The sequence below is a fragment of the Polynucleobacter sp. MWH-Berg-3C6 genome (assembly GCF_018881855.1).
Classification (GTDB): Bacteria; Pseudomonadota; Gammaproteobacteria; order Burkholderiales; family Burkholderiaceae; genus Polynucleobacter.
The window spans coordinates 23,445-39,005 of sequence record NZ_JACVPN010000003.1; the positions used below are offsets into that span (position 1 = coordinate 23,445).

A 15,561-nucleotide genomic window follows, 5' to 3' on the forward strand; every position below is an offset into this window, starting at 1 on the left:
GATACTCTAGCGCCCCATGAATCTTGATGATGTCCAGCGCATTGCGCACCTATCTAGGCTTGAGTTAAATCAGGCAGAAGCTGAGGCAGTTTTGCCTCAATTGCAGGCTATTTTTTCCCTGGTTGAGGAAATGCAGGCTGTCTATACCACTGGCTTGGAGCCACTTGCTCATCCGATCCTATTTCTACGTGATTTGGCTCAGCCAATGCGCGTTGACCAAGTGAGTGAGTCTGATCACCGTACTGAAAATATGAAGTCTGCGCCAGCTCAACAGGATGGCTACTTCCTAGTGCCAAGGGTGATTGAATGAGTTGGCACAACACCCCCATCACGCTGATGGCAAAAGCCCTGGCCGCTAAAGAGGTCTCTAGTACTGAATTAACCCAGTACTTTTTAGACCGTATTGAGGCGGGAAAGCAGTGGAATGCTTACCTTGATGTGAATGCTCACTTAAGCTTAGAGCAAGCATCTAAAGCAGACCAATTAATTTCAGCTGGTAAAGCTGGTAAGTTGACTGGAATCCCGGTTGCCCACAAAGATGTCTTCGTTACCCGCGGCTGGAAGTCAACTGCTGCCTCCAAAATCTTGGCTGGATATCAGAGTCCTTTCGATGCAACGGTGGTCTCTAATCTGGGTATTCCAGACGAAAACAATCCCCTTGGTGCCGGCATGGTTTGCCTTGGCAAGACCAATATGGATGAATTTGCCATGGGCTCTTCCAATGAAAACTCTGCCTATGGCCCAGTATTAAATCCCTGGAATGCCGCTTATGTTGCTGGTGGCTCTTCTGGCGGTTCTGCCGCTGCGGTTGCCGCGGGTTTAGCCCCTATTGCTACTGGTACCGATACTGGCGGCTCAATCCGTCAGCCAGCAGCATTTTGTGGCCTCACTGGAATCAAGCCCAGCTATGGGCGGGTATCTCGCTACGGCATGATTGCTTACGCATCCTCGCTTGATCAGGCTGGCCCCATGGGCAAGTCTGCGGAGGACTGCGCTTTAGTTCTTTCTGCAATGTCATCACATGATCACCGCGACTCAACTTCGCTTGCGGACTCCGGCGAAGACTATGGACGCTATCTCAATCAAAGTTGGCAAGAGGGCAGTACAAATCTTGCTAAACCATTAGAAGGTTTGCGTGTTGGTTTGCCTAAAGAATTTTTTGCTGAAGGCTTGGCAAGTGATGTAGCCAAGTCAGTTAATGAGGCTGCAAAAACTTTAGAGGGCTTGGGCGCAAAATTAGTTGAAGTCAGTTTGCCGAAAACGAAATTGTCTATTCCCGTCTATTACGTATTAGCGCCTGCAGAAGCCTCAAGTAACTTAAGTCGTTTTGATGGCGTACGTTATGGCCATCGCGCCAGCGAGTACAAAGATTTGGGCGACATGTATCAGAAGTCACGTACTGAAGGCTTTGGTGCCGAAGTAAGACGCCGTATTTTGATTGGCACCTATGTCTTGTGTCACGGTTACTACGATGCTTACTATTTGCAGGCACAAAAAATTCGTCGCATTATTGCGGCAGATTTTCAGGCAGCCTTTCAGGAGTGTGATGTCATTCTAGGGCCCGTTGCGCCTGATGTAGCATGGCGTCTAGGGGAGAAGTCAAAAGACCCGGTACAAATGTATTTGGAAGACATTTATACGCTCTCAACGAATTTGGCAGGCTTGCCAGCAATGAGTGCGCCTTGTGGATTTAATGCAAATAATTTACCTATTGGTATGCAGTTGATCGGTAATTACTTTTCTGAAGCGCGCTTATTACAAGTCGCACATCAATACCAGCAGGCCACCGATTGGCATTTGCGACAAGCTGGTGGGGTGGCATGATGCAATGGGAAGTCGTTATTGGTCTTGAGACCCACGCACAGCTACAAACTCAATCCAAAATCTTTAGTGGTGCCAGCACACGCTTTGGTGCAGAGCCCAATACTCAAGCATGTGCAGTGGATTTAGCCTTACCCGGCGTTTTGCCAGTTCTCAATCGTCAAGCGGTTGAACATGCGATTCGTTTCGGGTTAGCGGTTGGGGCAAAGATTTCACCTGCAAGTATTTTTGCGCGCAAGAATTATTTCTATCCAGACCTTCCCAAGGGCTATCAAATTAGTCAAATGGAGATCCCTGTGGTCGTTGGGGGATCTCTTGAAATTCTGGTGGGCGATGAAGTGAAGGTTGTCGAGTTGACTCGCGCTCATATGGAAGAGGATGCTGGCAAATCTGTTCATGAGGAGGGCTTTATTGGCCCTCATGGTGAGCCCTCTAGCGGTATCGACTTAAATCGGGCTGGTACACCACTGTTAGAGATTGTTACTGAGCCGGTTATGCGTAGCGCCGCAGAGGCAGTTGCTTATGCGAAGGCCTTGCATACCCTTGTTGTGTGGTTGGGGGTGTGCGACGGCAATATGCAAGAAGGCTCTTTCCGTTGTGATGCCAACGTATCTGTCCGCCCAATGGGACAAAAAGAATTTGGAACACGTTGTGAGATTAAGAACTTAAATTCTTTCCGCTTCTTGGAAGAAGCCATCCAATATGAAGTGCGTCGCCAAATTGAATTAATCGAAGATGGCGGCACCGTTGTTCAAGAGACTCGCCTCTATGATCCAGACCGTGGTGAAACACGCAGTATGCGTAGTAAAGAAGATGCTAATGACTATCGCTATTTCCCAGATCCTGATTTATTGCCAGTCGTGATTGATGATGCGTGGATTACAGAAGTGCGTAGCAAGATGCCAGCACTTCCTGCGCAGCTTCGTGAGCAATGGCAGGCGGAATATGGCTTGAGTGCTTATGACACGCAATTACTGACCCAAGACCGCGATACTGCAAAAGTATTCGAAGAGCTGCTAACAATGGCTGGAAAATCATTGGCTAAAGCTGCTGCAAACTTAATTGCTGGTGAATTTGCCTCTTCTTTAAATCGTGCGGGGATTGCAACTGCTGATGCACCACTAAAGGCAGAACATTTAGCCCCATTGCTTACCCGCGTGGCAGACGGAACCATCTCCAATAAGATTGCTAAAGATATCTTTGCAATTCTGTGGGATGAGGCTGTTGCTGGTAAGACAATGAGTACGGTTGATCAAATCATTGACGCCAAAGGGCTCAAGCAAATTAGTGATAGTGGTGCTATCGAGGCAATCATTGATCAGGTGCTAGCAGCCAATCAGAAATCTGTTGAAGAGTTCCGCGCTGGTAAAGAGAAAGCATTCAATGCCCTTGTTGGCCAGATTATGAAAGCCTCTCAAGGCAAAGCAAATCCTGGTCAGGTCAATGAGCTGTTGCGTAAAAAACTAAGTTAAGAAAGAAATTCATGAGTGCAATAGATCCAAAGCAGGCAGAACAAGAAGAGTTGGTTGCTGAGTGGTTGAGATCAACCCCTGGCTTCTTCGATCGCTATGCCGATCTCTTTAATGAGATTCGCATCAAGCATCCGCATGAGGATCGCACGATCTCATTACAAGAGCGTCAGATGACAGTATTGCGCACTCAAAATCAAGAGCTCAATCGTCGCTTAAGTGAGATGCTGCACTTTGGTAGCCGTAACGATAAAACTCAACAAAGCTTGGTTGCCTGGTTGTTGCGCTTAATGAAGGCCAACAATAAGGCTGATGTTGAAGGTGCAATTACTTCTGGATTAGCTGAGGTATTTGAGGTTGAGTCTGCTCAATTATTGTCACCAAATTCTGCATTTGGCCCTTGGGTAGATACGCCGCTGTGTGGTTCTGCGAAAGAGTTAGCTGCCGCCAGTGTTGATTTACTGGCCAGTCAAACCACCATTGATCCAAGCTGGCAAAGCATGGTCGCTATTGGCCTGCCGCTAGGTAAGAGTATTGGTGCCGTTCAATCACCAGCAGTATTGCTCTTAGCAAGCAAGGATGAAACGCGCTTTACCGCTGATATGGGCGCGTTCTATTTGCGCCAGATTGCTGAACTAACTGCTGCAGCTCTGGATCGTATCCAGGCTTATGAAATTACCAGCGACTGATCTTCATCCACTTGTGCAGGAGTATCTGCATGAGTTGCATGTATTGCGTCAACTCTCGCCGCATACCCTTAAAGCGTATGGCATGGATTTGAGCGATCTCCAAAATTTTGCCCTTGAAGATTCCATTGATTTATTAAAAGTTAGTAATGGCCATGTGCGCCGTTGGGCTGGCCGTTTGCATTCCAAAGGAAAGTCTTCTAGAAGCATTGCTAGAGCGCTTTCAGCATGGCGTGGTTGGTACGACTGGTTAACGGAGAAAGATGCGAGGCGAGATGCCCGTGCTGGCAAAGTGACCAGCAATTTGGTGGCCAATCCAGTGGATGATGTAAAGGCCCCTAAGCGCCTAAAGTCACTACCTAAGGCCTTGTCAGTTGAGCAGGCTCTCTCCTTGGTGAATCAAGCCGTCAAAGAGGCACAAGAGAAGAAAGATTTGGAATCTATCCGGGATGCAGCCATTATTGATTTGCTGTATTCCTCAGGATTACGTCTTTCAGAGCTATTGGGTATTGATGTGATGCAAAGTAGAGATCGTCAAAATGAATCTGCGGGTTGGTTGGATTGGGATGCGGCAGAAGTGACGGTTTTGGGTAAGGGTGGCAAGCGGCGCTCGGTGCCGGTCGGCATCCCCGCAATGCAGTCTCTGAATGTCTGGCGGCAGATCCGAGACACCAGTAGTTTTGCTGAGCAATCCAATGCACTTTTTTTATCTGCAACTGGAAAGCGCCTATCACCCCGCACGGTTCAAGCGCGCCTGCGCACTTTAGCAATGCGCGCAGGCTTACCTACTCATGTACACCCTCACATGATGCGCCACAGTTTTGCTAGCCATGTCCTGCAATCCTCACAGGATTTGCGAGCAGTACAAGAAATGCTGGGGCATGCCAGCATTGCCAGCACCCAGATTTATACCTCTTTAGATTTTCAGCACCTCGCTCAGGCATACGATAAAGCGCATCCACGTGCAAAGGCTGGTAAAGGCTGAGGAACTCGGTAAGATAGTGGGTTTCCCGCTTTGGGAATGCATTAGTTCTAGATTTTGATTGGATCATTCATGGCATTAATTCCGGTAACCATTCTGACTGGCTTTTTAGGAAGCGGCAAAACGACTTTGCTCAAACATATTCTCACGGAAGATCATGGCAAAAAAATTGCTGTGATTGAAAACGAGTTCGGCGAAGAGAATATTGACAACGACATCTTGGTTCAAGATCACGAAGAAAATATTGTGCAGATGAGCAATGGTTGTATTTGCTGCACCATTCGTGGCGATCTGGTTGAGGCTTTGAATGAGCTATGGGAGCAACGCAAAGATAAGAAGATCAGTTTTGATCGTGTTGTGATTGAAACAACCGGTGTAGCTAACCCTGGCCCAGTAGCCCAGACATTCTTTATGGATGATGACGTTGCTGACCATTATGTTTTAGATGCTGTTGTAACCCTGGTGGATGCTAAGCATGGCCCACATCAGTTAAATGAGCATGAGGAAGCACAGCGTCAAGTCGGCTTTGCTGACCAGATCTTTATTACCAAGACCGATCTAGTAACGCCAGCTGAAGTTGAGACTTTGCGTAAACGACTAATGCATATGAACCCAAGAGCTCCCATTACAGGAATTTCTAAGGGGGTTGTGCCTCTCGATGCAGTGTTAGATCTCAAGGGTTTTAATCTGAATGCTAAGTTGGATATTGACCCTCATTTCTTGGAACAGGAAGATCATGATCATGAGCATTGTGGCCACGATCACAGTCATGACCATGATCACAGTGCTTGCGGCCATGACCATAGCCATGATCATCACGGCCATGCAGGGCATACAGATCGCATCCAATCCTTCGTTTTTCGTAGTGATAAACCCTTTGACCACAAAAAATTGGAAGACTTCCTGGGGGGCATTTTGGAGGTCTTTGGCGAAAAGATGCTGCGCTATAAAGGCGTGCTCTATGTGAAGGGAAGCAACCGAAAAGTGGTGTTCCAGGGGGTTCATCAGATGATGGGTAGCGATATGGCTGGTCCATGGGGTACTGAGCCCAAGCAAACCCGGATGGTCTTCATAGGCATTGATTTGCCTAAGGACACCCTACTGGCTGGGCTTGAAGGATGTTTGGTCTAGGAAGATTCGGGTACAATCCGCGGCCACGGTCAATATTGATAAATATTGATAAAAGAGCTGTAAAAGTTTGGCAGAATGAGGCAATAATGCTTCAAATCTAGGAAAGAATGAGATGACGGTGAAAACAGCAACAAAACCAGCGGCTACTACAAAAGCAAGTAGCAAAGCTGCGAGCCCTAAGGTTGTAAAGGGCGCACCTTTAACTGAGGCGGAATTGCTCAAAATGTCTGATAAGGACTACATGAGTGCTGCACAGTTAAATTTTTTCCGTCAAAAATTACTGACTCTTAAAGAAGATATCCTGAAGAATGCTTCAGAGACTACCGAGCATCTTCGTGAAAATATTTTGGTGCCAGATCCAGCTGATCGTGCAACGATTGAAGAAGAGCATGCATTGGAATTACGTACACGTGATCGTGAGCGTAAGTTGCTTAAAAAAGTTGAGCAAGCTTTGGCTCGCATCGAGTCTGGTGACTATGGTTGGTGCGAAGAAACTGGTGAGCCAATCGGCTTGAACCGTTTAATTGCAAGGCCTACAGCCAATCTATCTCTTGAAGCTCAAGAGCGTCGTGAACTCCGCCAAAAATTATTTGGCGAATAAATTTTATTTGCGATGACCAAGCAATTACCTGCACTTAGTGATATCTCGCCTTTGTTAAAGGCGGAGATTCTTGCTGAAGCTTTACCTTACATTCGCGCGTATCACGGTAAGACTATCGTGATTAAGTACGGTGGAAACGCCATGATTGAAGAGCGCCTCAAAGAAAGTTTTGCGCGCGACGTCATCTTGCTGAAGTTGGTTGGCATGAATCCTGTTGTGGTTCACGGCGGCGGCCCACAAATTGATGAGGCCTTGAAAAAAATCGGCAAGACTGGAACCTTTCTTCAGGGTATGCGTGTGACCGATGAAGAAACCATGGAAGTGGTGGAGTGGGTTCTGGGCGGTGAAGTACAGCAAGATATCGTCATGCTGATTAATCACTTTGGTGGACAGGCTGTTGGCTTGACTGGTAAGGATGGCGGCTTAATTCATGCCAAGAAAATGATGATTCCTAGCGACACAGAGCCAGGCAAGAAATTGGATATCGGTTTTGTGGGTGAAATTGAGGCGATTAATCCAGCGGTAGTGAAAGCTTTGCAAGATGATGCTTTCATTCCCGTGATCTCGCCAATTGGCTTTAGTGCTGAGGGTCAGGCTTACAACATCAATGCTGACTTAGTGGCTGGCAAGATGGCTGAAATCTTGCACGCAGAGAAATTGGTCATGATGACTAATATTCCTGGAGTCATGGATAAAGATGGCAAGCTGTTAACCGACTTAACAGCAAGAGAAATTGATGCCTTGTTTGCTGACGGTACGATCTCTGGCGGCATGTTGCCTAAGATTTCTTCTGCACTAGACGCTGCGAAAAGTGGTGTTAATTCAGTACACATCATCGATGGCCGTATTGAACACTCCTTATTGCTAGAAATTCTGACCGAGCAAGCGTTCGGTACGATGATTCGTTCGAGGTAAGTAAATACATGCGCGAATCTTTGCAGACGGCAGATATCGACGACAGCAGCGCTGAAGCTGGTAAGGCGCGTAAGCGCCCACGTCCTGGTGAGCGTCGCCTGCAGATTTTGCAAGTGCTCGCCGAGATGTTGCAAAACCCCAAGGGTGAGCGCGTCACAACAGCGGCCTTGGCTGCCAAAATTCAAGTATCTGAAGCTGCCCTTTATCGCCATTTCGCTAGTAAAGCGCAGATGTTTGAAGGGCTTATTTCTTTTATTGAGCAAACTGTCTTTGGCTTGATCAATCAGATCAATCAAAAAGAAGAATCTGGACTTGCTCAAGCTCGTGGAATTTTGCAAATGCTTTTGTTCTTCGCAGAGAAGAATCCTGGCATGACCCGAGTGCTATTGGGCGATGCCTTATTGCAAGAAGACGATCGTTTACAAGAACGTATTACGCAGGTTCTAGATCGTGTTGAAGCTTCATTGAAACAGGCGCTTCGAATTGCCCAGACCCAAGGTGGTGCCTGGGCTCAGGTTGGTCAAGAAGAAGTCAGCATTCGTGCTGCTATGTTGATGAGTTTTATTTTGGGTCGTTGGCATCGATTTGCCCGCAGCGGCTTTAAGAAATTGCCAACCGAAGCTTCTGATATTAGTTTGCGCATCCTCCTCTCAGAATGAGCGAGCTACACCTCTCTAGAAATACTATCCACTTTGCCGAGCCCCTGCCTTTGCAGAGTGGCGCCATGTTATCTAGCTACGACTTGGTTATTGAAACCTACGGCAAACTCAATGCCGATAAAAGCAATGCAGTTTTAATTTGCCATGCGCTCAATGCTTCTCATCATGTAGCTGGTCCTAGTCCCGATAATCCACAGGATATCGGCTGGTGGGACAACATGATTGGTCCCGGTAAGCCAGTAGATACAAATCATTTTTTTGTGATTGGTGTAAATAATTTGGGTTCTTGCTTTGGTTCCACTGGGCCAATGAGTATTAATCCAGAAAACAGCAAGCCTTATGGTGCGGACTTTCCAGTGATCACGGTTGAAGATTGGGTGAACACCCAGGCACGCCTTGCTGATAAGTTAGGTATTCGGAAGTTTGCTGCAGTCATGGGCGGCAGCCTGGGCGGTATGCAGGCAATGGCTTGGGCGATTCAGTTTCCTAAGCGCTTAGATCACTGCGTGGTGATTGCCTCTACTCCTAAATTGAGCGCGCAAAATATTGCGTTTAATGAAGTAGCACGTAATGCCATTTTGTCAGACCCTGATTTTCATGGCGGTAATTACTACGAGCATGGCGTAGTGCCAAAGCGGGGCTTGCGTTTAGCGCGCATGGTGGGTCATATCACCTATTTGTCTGATGATGATATGGCTGAAAAATTTGGGCGCGAATTACAGCGCCCTAATGGTGAATCTAATGACTACCGCTTTAGCTTTGATGTGGAATTTGAAGTTGAAAGCTATTTACGTCATCAAGGTGATAAGTTCTCAACTTACTTTGATGCCAATACTTATTTGCTGATTACTCGTGCCTTGGACTACTTTGATCCATCGCGTCGCTATGACGGAAGTCTGAACCGCGCTTTAGCAGAGGTGCATGCTAAGTTCTTAGTAGTGAGCTTTTCAACAGATTGGCGATTCCCGCCAAATCGTAGTCGTGAGATCGTACAGTCTCTCTTGAGCAATAAGAGTGAAGTGACTTATGCAGAGATCGATGCTCCTCATGGTCATGATGCATTCCTATTGGATGATGAGCGTTATCACAATTTAGTAAGAGCCTATTTTGCGCAAATGCTGGAGGCTCAGGCATGAGCAATATTAATAAGCGCGCAGACTTTGCGGCCATTGCTAACTGGATTTCTCCCAATAGTCAGGTGCTCGACTTGGGTTGTGGCGATGGCAGTTTCTTGGAGTTCTTGCAGAAACAAAAACCTGTTCATTGCTATGGCGTAGAGATTGATGATGTGCGTGTTTTATCTTGCGTACAAAAGGGCCTGAATGTAATTCAGCAAGACTTAGAGGGCGGCCTAGCGCTTTTTGAAGACAATAGTTTTGATACCGTAGTGCTCTCACAAACATTGCAAACTATTCATCAAACCGAAAAGATCTTGCGTGAAGTAGTTCGTGTCGGTAAAGAGTCCATCGTATCTTTCCCGAACTTTGGTCACTGGTCACATCGTTTGGCAGTAGGGCTTGGTCGTATGCCAGTGTCAAAGAGCTTGCCATATCAGTGGTACAACACACCCAATGTGCGCGTACTCACTGTGGATGATTTTGAGAAGCTAGCTTCCAGTCTTGGTCTCAAAGTGATTGATCAATGCATCTTGCATGATGGTCAGCCAGTGACCTTGATGCCTAATTTCTTTGGTAGCTTGGCGCTATTCCGCGTCCGTAGCGCCTAGAACCGTGCTGAAAGCAGCGCAGTCTTGGCTTGCTGATTTTCGAGTTTATCTCGAATGGCCTTGTCTTCGAATGTTGTTCCTCGGCTTTTCTGCTGGCCTACCTCTTTTATTAATTCTCGGAACACTGAGCTTTTGGTTACGTGAGGCCGGAATTGATCGCAGCACTATTGGCTACTTAACTTGGGTTGGACTCATTTATGCATTCAAGTGGATGTGGGCTCCACTAGTTGATCGCTTGCAAATTCCCCTATTAACGAAATTATTTGGCCGGCGTCGTAGTTGGTTGCTATTTGCACAAGCACTCATCATTGTTGGCCTCGTAGGAATGTCTACGCTTGATCCTAAGCTAGCCCTGAACTCAGTTGTTTGGTGCGCTTTATTGGTGGCGTTTGGTTCAGCTACACAAGACATCGCATTAGATGCATTCCGGATTGAATCAGCTAATAGTGATCATCAGGCAGCCTTAGCGGCTACATATCAAACAGGTTACCGATTGGCTTTGATCTGGTCAGGCGCCGGTGTCTTATGGCTAGCGGCTAGGGCTGAGACAGGCAGCGGCTATGATGCAGGTGCTTGGCAATTTGCTTATTTATGCATGGCCGCATCTATTGGGGTTGGAGTGATCACCACTCTTTTAAGTAAAGAGCCGGTGCAAATTCAGTTAGCAAAAGCGCGCAATGTTAAAGCATGGCTACATCAAACCTTGATTGAGCCATTTGCTGAGTTTCTGACACGCTATCGCTGGCACGCAGTGTTGATTTTGTCTTTAATTGCCGTCTATCGTATTAGCGATGTGGTCATGGGCATTATGGCTAACCCATTTTATGTTGATATGGGCTACACCAAGGATGAAGTGGCGGCAGTGAGTAAAGTATTTGGTGTTGTCATGACTTTGGCGGGAGCTTTTGTAGGCGGCGTGCTCACCTTAAGATTCGGTGTGTTGCGTATTTTGTTTGTGGGTGCGGTGTTATCTGCAGTTAGCAATTTATTATTTGCTTGGTTGGCAACGCAAGGCCATGATCTACATGGCTTGATTTGGGTAATCTCTGCCGATAATTTAAGTTCAGGCATTGCCAGTGCGGCATTCATCGCCTTTTTATCTGCCCTAACGAATATCCGTTATTCAGCAACGCAATACGCCTTGTTTAGTTCGATGATGTTGCTCTTGCCCAAATGGTTGGCTGGCTTCTCAGGAGTCTTTGTGGATACTTTTGGGTATCAAGCATTCTTCTTCGGAACGGCTATTATTGGCGCCCCTGTTCTACTATTGATTTGGGCAACCATTCATTTCAAAATTGTTCAGATCAAAAAAGAAGATGAGTAATTTCCCAGTCTCAGTTATTTAAAGCTTCCAGTCGTAATCTACGATAAGCGGTGCGTGGTCTGAAAACTTTTCATCTTTGTAAACACTCGTTTTTTTGGCAGTATCAGCAATACCTGGTGTGCTAATGTGATAGTCAATACGCCACCCCACATTCTTAGCATAGGCTTGGCCACGATTGCTCCACCAGGTGTAACAAGACTCTCCTGCTTCAGGTTCCAATTTGCGATACACATCTACATAGCCAACCTGATCAAATAAGTTAGTAAGCCATGCCCGCTCTTCTGGCAAGAAACCGGAGTTTTTGAGATTGCCTTTCCAGTTCTTGAGATCAATTTCATGATGGGCAATATTGACGTCACCGCAGAGCACAATTTCTTGGCCTGAGTTTTTGAGCTTGATGAGGTGAGGCAAGAAGCTGTCGAGATAGCGATATTTAGCCTCTTGGCGCTCGGGCGAGCTTGAGCCTGATGGTATATAAACCGAAATCACCGAAAGCCCCTTATAGCGAGCTTCCACATAGCGCCCCTCAGCATCAAACTCTGCGTTGCCATAGCCGTATAAGACCTCATCTGGTTTATGGGGCGTATAGATGCCACAGCCGCTGTAGCCTTTTTTCTCGGCATGGTGAAAATAACCATGCATACCATCTGGATTGAGAATGGCGTCTTCTAGGTCATCGCGTTGGGCCTTCAGCTCTTGCATGCAGATGAAGTCCGCTTTTTGCTTAATGGCCCAGGGTAGAAAGCCTTTTTTGACTGCTGAACGGATACCGTTGAGGTTCGCTGAAATGATGCGTAACATGTAGGCCTATGAGCTCAAATAATTCAAATCAAGATAACTTTATTCGTTTTGCCTTAGAGGCAAAGGTTTTGTCCTTCGGGGAGTTTAAAACTAAAGCGGGGCGACTCTCGCCTTATTTTTTTAATGCGGGCGGATTTAATGATGGTGCACGCTTAAGTGCACTGGGTCGTTACTATGCCAAGGCCTTACAGGAATCCAATATTCAGTTCGACATGCTCTATGGCCCTGCCTACAAAGGAATCACACTAGCAGCAGCTACTGCTATCGCATTAGCTGACAACGGTATGAATGTTCCTTATGCCTACAACCGTAAGGAAGCTAAAGACCACGGCGAGGGTGGCTCATTGGTGGGCGCCCCCGTTAAAGGCAAAGTAGTGATTATTGATGACGTTATTTCTGCCGGTACTTCAGTCCGAGAATCGGTTGACCTAATTCGTGCTGCAGGCGCTGAGCCAGCGGCAGTGTTGATTGCATTGGATCGGATGGAGCGCTCAGGCAATGCAATTGAAATTGGCGATAAGTCCGCAGTGCAGGCTGTTGAGCAAGAGTTTGGTTTGCCGGTGATTGCAATTGCAAACTTAGCCGGCCTGATGTCTTTCTTAACTTCTTCTAGCGATGCGCAGTTAACAAACTATCTGCCCGCGGTAAAAGCTTACCGCGAAAAATATGGCATTTAAATCGTTGTTTCGCCTTCAAAGACAGTAACTGCAGGCCCGGTCATGATGACCGGCTGGGCAACGTTATTAATCATTCCACCCCAGGCAATTTGAAGATCGCCACCGCGGGTATGCACTTTGACGGGTGAGGCTAGAAGACCTCTGCGAATCCCTGAGACTACCGCTGCACAGGCGCCAGTGCCGCAAGCCAGAGTTTCTCCAGCACCACGCTCGTAGACGCGTAACTTGATTTCATTGCGATTAAGCACTTGCATATAGCCAGCATTCACTCTTTTGGGGAACGCTGAATATTGTTCAATTTCAGGGCCCTCCTCAAGAACAGGGGCGCTCTCAACATCCACAACAACTTGCACAGCATGTGGGTTGCCCATTGAAAGTACGCCAATAAAACTATCGTGAGTCGCAGGGCGACTTAAGGGAAGTGCGTAAAGCGTTTCTTGAAACTCTTGCATGCTGGCCAACCCATTTGCAGTAAAGGGAATATGACTATGCTCAAAAATGGGCGCGCCCATATCCACCTCTACTTGGCCATCAGGATGTGACTTGAGCGTAAGCACAGTGTGCGCAACTTCAACACGCAATGGATTTTTACTTGATAAACCTTGATCCAATACGAAGCGCACAAAGCAACGTGAGCCGTTACCGCATTGTTCCACTTCGCCACCATCGGCATTAAAAATCCGGTAACGAAAGTCAGCGTCAGGACGAGTCGCTTTTTCAACAATCAGAATTTGATCTGCGCCAATACCAAATTGACGATGTGCTAATGCCTGCCATTGCTCACGTGTAATAGAGCCAAGGTCTTGATCAATGCCATTGAGCACAATGAAATCATTGCCAGCACCATGCATTTTGGTGAAGCGCAGTTTGCGTGTTGGTAAAAGTGTGCTCAAAATATTTCCGCTTAATCGTAAAGACTGGCTTCGCCAGGGGGCCTATGTTTAAAACGCTTATGAACCCAATAGTACTCTGCCGGTCTTTCGCGAACAAGCTCTTCAATATATTGATTTAAACGAGCGGTGTCTTTTTCTACATCATCGCTCGGAAAGTTTGGCAAGGGCTTACTGATGTGGCAGGTGTAGCCTTTACGATCTTTATTCAATGTGGTGGTCATCAAGCAGACCTCTGCACCACTGAGCCTGGCTAAGCGCGAAACCGATGTAATGGTATTGGTTTGAATGCCAAAGAAGGGAACAAAAACAGAGTCGCGTGGACCTAAATCAATATCAGGAGCAATAAAGATAAAGTTTCCTGTTTGAATTTCACGAATGAGATCACGCAAGCGACTTTGTCTTTCAATGGATTTGCCGCCAAAACGATTTCTCCACTCAATCATCTTTTGATTAAAAAATGGATTCTTCATATTTTGATAAAGGCCTGCACCCCGTGGCCAATCATGTTGGCTGGCCAAAACAGATAGGGCCATAAAGCCACCCTCGAGCCCGACAAAGTGTGGATTAATTAGCAGGCGTGGCTTGCGATCGCCAAGGGTAATCTCAGAATCGATGGCAACAATGTCAGTAATTTGTTTGCCACTGCCAAGCCAAATGCGGCTCCTCTCCAAAACGCTACGACCAAATAATTTCCAATGCTCTAGCGCTAGCGCATCAATTTCTTTTTCGTCGAGCTTAGGAAAGCATAGGTGAAGATTTGTTTTCACTACATGAGTGCGACTATTGGGTATGTGGGCCGCAAGCCAGCCGAGGCCATACCCTGCTTGGATGGTAATGGTGTACGGGAGGAATGCAAAGAGGCGCAAGAGATTTAGCGCAAGAAAATTGAAGAGGTTGGATAACCAGGTCATTTCAAAAGTTTATAACTAATTGCTAGGAGGCGGTTCTGCACCTGCTGGATGCTTGTAGCGGTTATAAGACCAAATAAATTGTTCAGGGGCAACAAGCACCGCATTCTCAATGGCAACATTAAGCTGCGCAGCTGCAATATCGGCATCCTCAGACAAAGTCGCAAGCCTGGTGGCTTGCATTACCCAACCTTCGCCAATACCTTTTCGTTTTGCAGTAAACATCACAACGGGTGTGTTGTTGCGATTTGCTAAGCGCGCAGGCAACGGGGTGGTGTAAGCAGGCCGCCCAAAAAATGGTACCCAAACACCTTCACCACCACTAGGCACCTGATCGGGAAGAATGCCAATCGCCTCGCCACGAGTCAGTGCCCTAGTCATCTGACGAACACCATTGAGATTGGTCGGTACAAAATGCATATTAGGATAGGCGCGACCCTCCTCAACCACTTCATTGAGCCACTCTTGACGTGAGGGTCTATACAAAATGGTTGCGGGAAAATGTTGTGCCAATACGCGCGGAATGATTTCAAAGCCGCCAAGATGAGGCGTTAACATCACTAGGCCATGACCCTCATTGATGGCTGAGTCGACTACTTCCCAGTTTTGTATTTCCACTAACTTGAGTGCTTTATGAGGATTGCGCCAAATCCATAAGCTATCTGAGAACAGCATTCCGGAAGCCCTAATGGCCTCCCAAAGTCTGAAGGGGAGTTTATGGGAGCTAACTACAGCCTCGTATTGGGGGCGAAAGAGTGAGCGGTATTGCTTAGAGCCTACATAGGCCAGCATGCCCATGGATGCCCCAATAACTTGCATGAGGGCAAGCGGGAGCACAGCAAGAGCATTAAGGCTGAACTTAAAAAGAAATTTTCGCACCCCCCAATGATATTCAATGCTGCCATCAGGGCCAAATTTAAGTTTGGCTTGATGGGTTGAGGCCTTTTCGGATAGAATTGCACCATCGC

Annotated in this window: 17 protein-coding genes; 13 read left to right on the plus strand and 4 right to left on the minus strand. The window is 47.0% G+C overall.

The genetic code is table 11. The features are described from left to right. Positions 1-16 precede the first annotated feature (16 nt). The 12 genes from gatC (at position 17) to ICN13_RS06565 (ending at position 11,314) form a co-directional block, all read left to right on the plus strand. Positions 17-310, plus strand: a complete 294-nt coding sequence (gene gatC, locus ICN13_RS06510) for an Asp-tRNA(Asn)/Glu-tRNA(Gln) amidotransferase subunit GatC (RefSeq protein WP_216139598.1) — start codon at positions 17-19, stop codon at positions 308-310. Next, positions 307-1,824, plus strand: a complete 1,518-nt coding sequence (gene gatA / locus ICN13_RS06515) for an Asp-tRNA(Asn)/Glu-tRNA(Gln) amidotransferase subunit GatA (RefSeq protein WP_216139599.1) — start codon at positions 307-309, stop codon at positions 1,822-1,824. The genes gatC and gatA overlap by 4 nt, the downstream gene beginning before the upstream one ends. Next, positions 1,824-3,293 (plus strand): Asp-tRNA(Asn)/Glu-tRNA(Gln) amidotransferase subunit GatB, encoded by a 1,470-nt coding sequence (gene gatB / locus ICN13_RS06520; RefSeq protein ID WP_216139600.1) that lies wholly within the window; start codon positions 1,824-1,826, stop codon positions 3,291-3,293. The genes gatA and gatB overlap by 1 nt, the downstream gene beginning before the upstream one ends. A gap of 11 nt (positions 3,294-3,304) precedes the next feature. After that, the gene (locus tag ICN13_RS06525) at positions 3,305-3,979 is read left to right on the plus strand and encodes a DUF484 family protein (protein WP_216139601.1); all 675 of its coding nucleotides are present in this window, start codon (positions 3,305-3,307) and stop codon (positions 3,977-3,979) included. Continuing rightward, positions 3,960-4,961, plus strand: coding sequence for a tyrosine recombinase XerC (locus tag ICN13_RS06530; protein WP_216139602.1), 1,002 nt, complete (start codon positions 3,960-3,962; stop codon positions 4,959-4,961). Before ICN13_RS06525 ends, ICN13_RS06530 begins: the two co-directional genes overlap by 20 nt. 69 nt (positions 4,962-5,030) lie before the next feature. Beyond that, positions 5,031-6,089 (plus strand): GTP-binding protein, encoded by a 1,059-nt coding sequence (locus ICN13_RS06535; RefSeq protein ID WP_216139603.1) that lies wholly within the window; start codon positions 5,031-5,033, stop codon positions 6,087-6,089. A 223-nt stretch (positions 6,090-6,312) separates the two neighbouring features. Next, complete coding sequence (gene dksA, locus ICN13_RS06540; protein WP_216139768.1) at positions 6,313-6,690, plus strand: RNA polymerase-binding protein DksA; 378 nt, start codon at positions 6,313-6,315, stop codon at positions 6,688-6,690. A 12-nt stretch (positions 6,691-6,702) separates the two neighbouring features. Then, a complete protein-coding gene (gene argB / locus ICN13_RS06545) occupies positions 6,703-7,605 on the plus strand; it encodes an acetylglutamate kinase (protein ID WP_216139604.1) in 903 nt (300 codons plus the stop codon). A gap of 8 nt (positions 7,606-7,613) precedes the next feature. Next, positions 7,614-8,264 carry a nucleoid occlusion factor SlmA gene (gene slmA, locus ICN13_RS06550; protein WP_216139605.1) on the plus strand — a complete coding sequence of 217 codons (651 nt, stop codon included), beginning with the start codon at positions 7,614-7,616 and terminating at the stop codon, positions 8,262-8,264. Next, positions 8,261-9,400, plus strand: a complete 1,140-nt coding sequence (locus ICN13_RS06555; RefSeq protein WP_216139606.1) for a homoserine O-acetyltransferase — start codon at positions 8,261-8,263, stop codon at positions 9,398-9,400. Before slmA ends, ICN13_RS06555 begins: the two co-directional genes overlap by 4 nt. Next, positions 9,397-9,990, plus strand: a complete 594-nt coding sequence (metW, locus tag ICN13_RS06560; RefSeq protein ID WP_216139607.1) for a methionine biosynthesis protein MetW — start codon at positions 9,397-9,399, stop codon at positions 9,988-9,990. The genes ICN13_RS06555 and metW overlap by 4 nt, the downstream gene beginning before the upstream one ends. Before the next feature lie 70 nt (positions 9,991-10,060). After that, positions 10,061-11,314 carry an MFS transporter gene (locus tag ICN13_RS06565; RefSeq protein ID WP_216139769.1) on the plus strand — a complete coding sequence of 418 codons (1,254 nt, stop codon included), beginning with the start codon at positions 10,061-10,063 and terminating at the stop codon, positions 11,312-11,314. 18 nt (positions 11,315-11,332) lie between these two features. On the opposite strand, the gene ICN13_RS06570 is transcribed toward ICN13_RS06565, so the two are convergent. Beyond that, a complete protein-coding gene (locus ICN13_RS06570; protein WP_216139608.1) occupies positions 11,333-12,115 on the minus strand; it encodes an exodeoxyribonuclease III in 783 nt (260 codons plus the stop codon). Positions 12,116-12,123: 8 nt separating this feature from the next. On the opposite strand from ICN13_RS06570, the gene pyrE reads away from it, so the two are divergent. Beyond that, a complete protein-coding gene (gene pyrE / locus ICN13_RS06575; RefSeq protein ID WP_216139609.1) occupies positions 12,124-12,792 on the plus strand; it encodes an orotate phosphoribosyltransferase in 669 nt (222 codons plus the stop codon). On the opposite strand, the gene dapF is transcribed toward pyrE, so the two are convergent. Genes dapF through ICN13_RS06590 form a run of 3 tightly spaced genes read right to left on the minus strand, consistent with a single transcriptional unit; the run spans position 12,789 to position 15,472 of the window. Further along, positions 12,789-13,643 carry a diaminopimelate epimerase gene (dapF, locus tag ICN13_RS06580; RefSeq protein ID WP_216139770.1) on the minus strand — a complete coding sequence of 285 codons (855 nt, stop codon included), beginning with the start codon at positions 13,641-13,643 and terminating at the stop codon, positions 12,789-12,791. The two genes, pyrE and dapF, sit on opposite strands and share 4 nt — an antisense overlap. Positions 13,644-13,696: 53 nt before the next feature. After that, positions 13,697-14,596 (minus strand): lipid A biosynthesis acyltransferase, encoded by a 900-nt coding sequence (locus ICN13_RS06585; RefSeq protein WP_216139610.1) that lies wholly within the window; start codon positions 14,594-14,596, stop codon positions 13,697-13,699. Positions 14,597-14,611: 15 nt separating this feature from the next. Continuing rightward, positions 14,612-15,472 carry a lysophospholipid acyltransferase family protein gene (locus ICN13_RS06590; protein WP_370622967.1) on the minus strand — a complete coding sequence of 287 codons (861 nt, stop codon included), beginning with the start codon at positions 15,470-15,472 and terminating at the stop codon, positions 14,612-14,614. Positions 15,473-15,561 lie beyond the last annotated feature (89 nt).

What these genes read in the sequence shown, in the direction of transcription:
- ICN13_RS06525 (WP_216139601.1), top strand. Translation starts at nt 3,305, where the DNA reads ATGAGTGCAATAGATCCAAAGCAGGCAGAACAAGAAGAGTTGGTTGCT.
- ICN13_RS06585 (WP_216139610.1), bottom strand. Translation starts at nt 14,596, where the DNA reads ATGACCTGGTTATCCAACCTCTTCAATTTTCTTGCGCTAAATCTCTTG.
- ICN13_RS06570 (WP_216139608.1), bottom strand. Translation starts at nt 12,115, where the DNA reads ATGTTACGCATCATTTCAGCGAACCTCAACGGTATCCGTTCAGCAGTC.
- dapF (WP_216139770.1), bottom strand. Translation starts at nt 13,643, where the DNA reads ATGCATGGTGCTGGCAATGATTTCATTGTGCTCAATGGCATTGATCAA.
- metW (WP_216139607.1), top strand. Translation starts at nt 9,397, where the DNA reads ATGAGCAATATTAATAAGCGCGCAGACTTTGCGGCCATTGCTAACTGG.
- gatA (WP_216139599.1), top strand. Translation starts at nt 307, where the DNA reads ATGAGTTGGCACAACACCCCCATCACGCTGATGGCAAAAGCCCTGGCC.
- ICN13_RS06535 (WP_216139603.1), top strand. Translation starts at nt 5,031, where the DNA reads ATGGCATTAATTCCGGTAACCATTCTGACTGGCTTTTTAGGAAGCGGC.
- dksA (WP_216139768.1), top strand. Translation starts at nt 6,313, where the DNA reads ATGTCTGATAAGGACTACATGAGTGCTGCACAGTTAAATTTTTTCCGT.
- ICN13_RS06530 (WP_216139602.1), top strand. Translation starts at nt 3,960, where the DNA reads ATGAAATTACCAGCGACTGATCTTCATCCACTTGTGCAGGAGTATCTG.
- gatB (WP_216139600.1), top strand. Translation starts at nt 1,824, where the DNA reads ATGCAATGGGAAGTCGTTATTGGTCTTGAGACCCACGCACAGCTACAA.
- ICN13_RS06565 (WP_216139769.1), top strand. Translation starts at nt 10,061, where the DNA reads ATGTTGTTCCTCGGCTTTTCTGCTGGCCTACCTCTTTTATTAATTCTC.
- slmA (WP_216139605.1), top strand. Translation starts at nt 7,614, where the DNA reads ATGCGCGAATCTTTGCAGACGGCAGATATCGACGACAGCAGCGCTGAA.
- gatC (WP_216139598.1), top strand. Translation starts at nt 17, where the DNA reads ATGAATCTTGATGATGTCCAGCGCATTGCGCACCTATCTAGGCTTGAG.
- argB (WP_216139604.1), top strand. Translation starts at nt 6,703, where the DNA reads ATGACCAAGCAATTACCTGCACTTAGTGATATCTCGCCTTTGTTAAAG.
- pyrE (WP_216139609.1), top strand. Translation starts at nt 12,124, where the DNA reads ATGAGCTCAAATAATTCAAATCAAGATAACTTTATTCGTTTTGCCTTA.
- ICN13_RS06555 (WP_216139606.1), top strand. Translation starts at nt 8,261, where the DNA reads ATGAGCGAGCTACACCTCTCTAGAAATACTATCCACTTTGCCGAGCCC.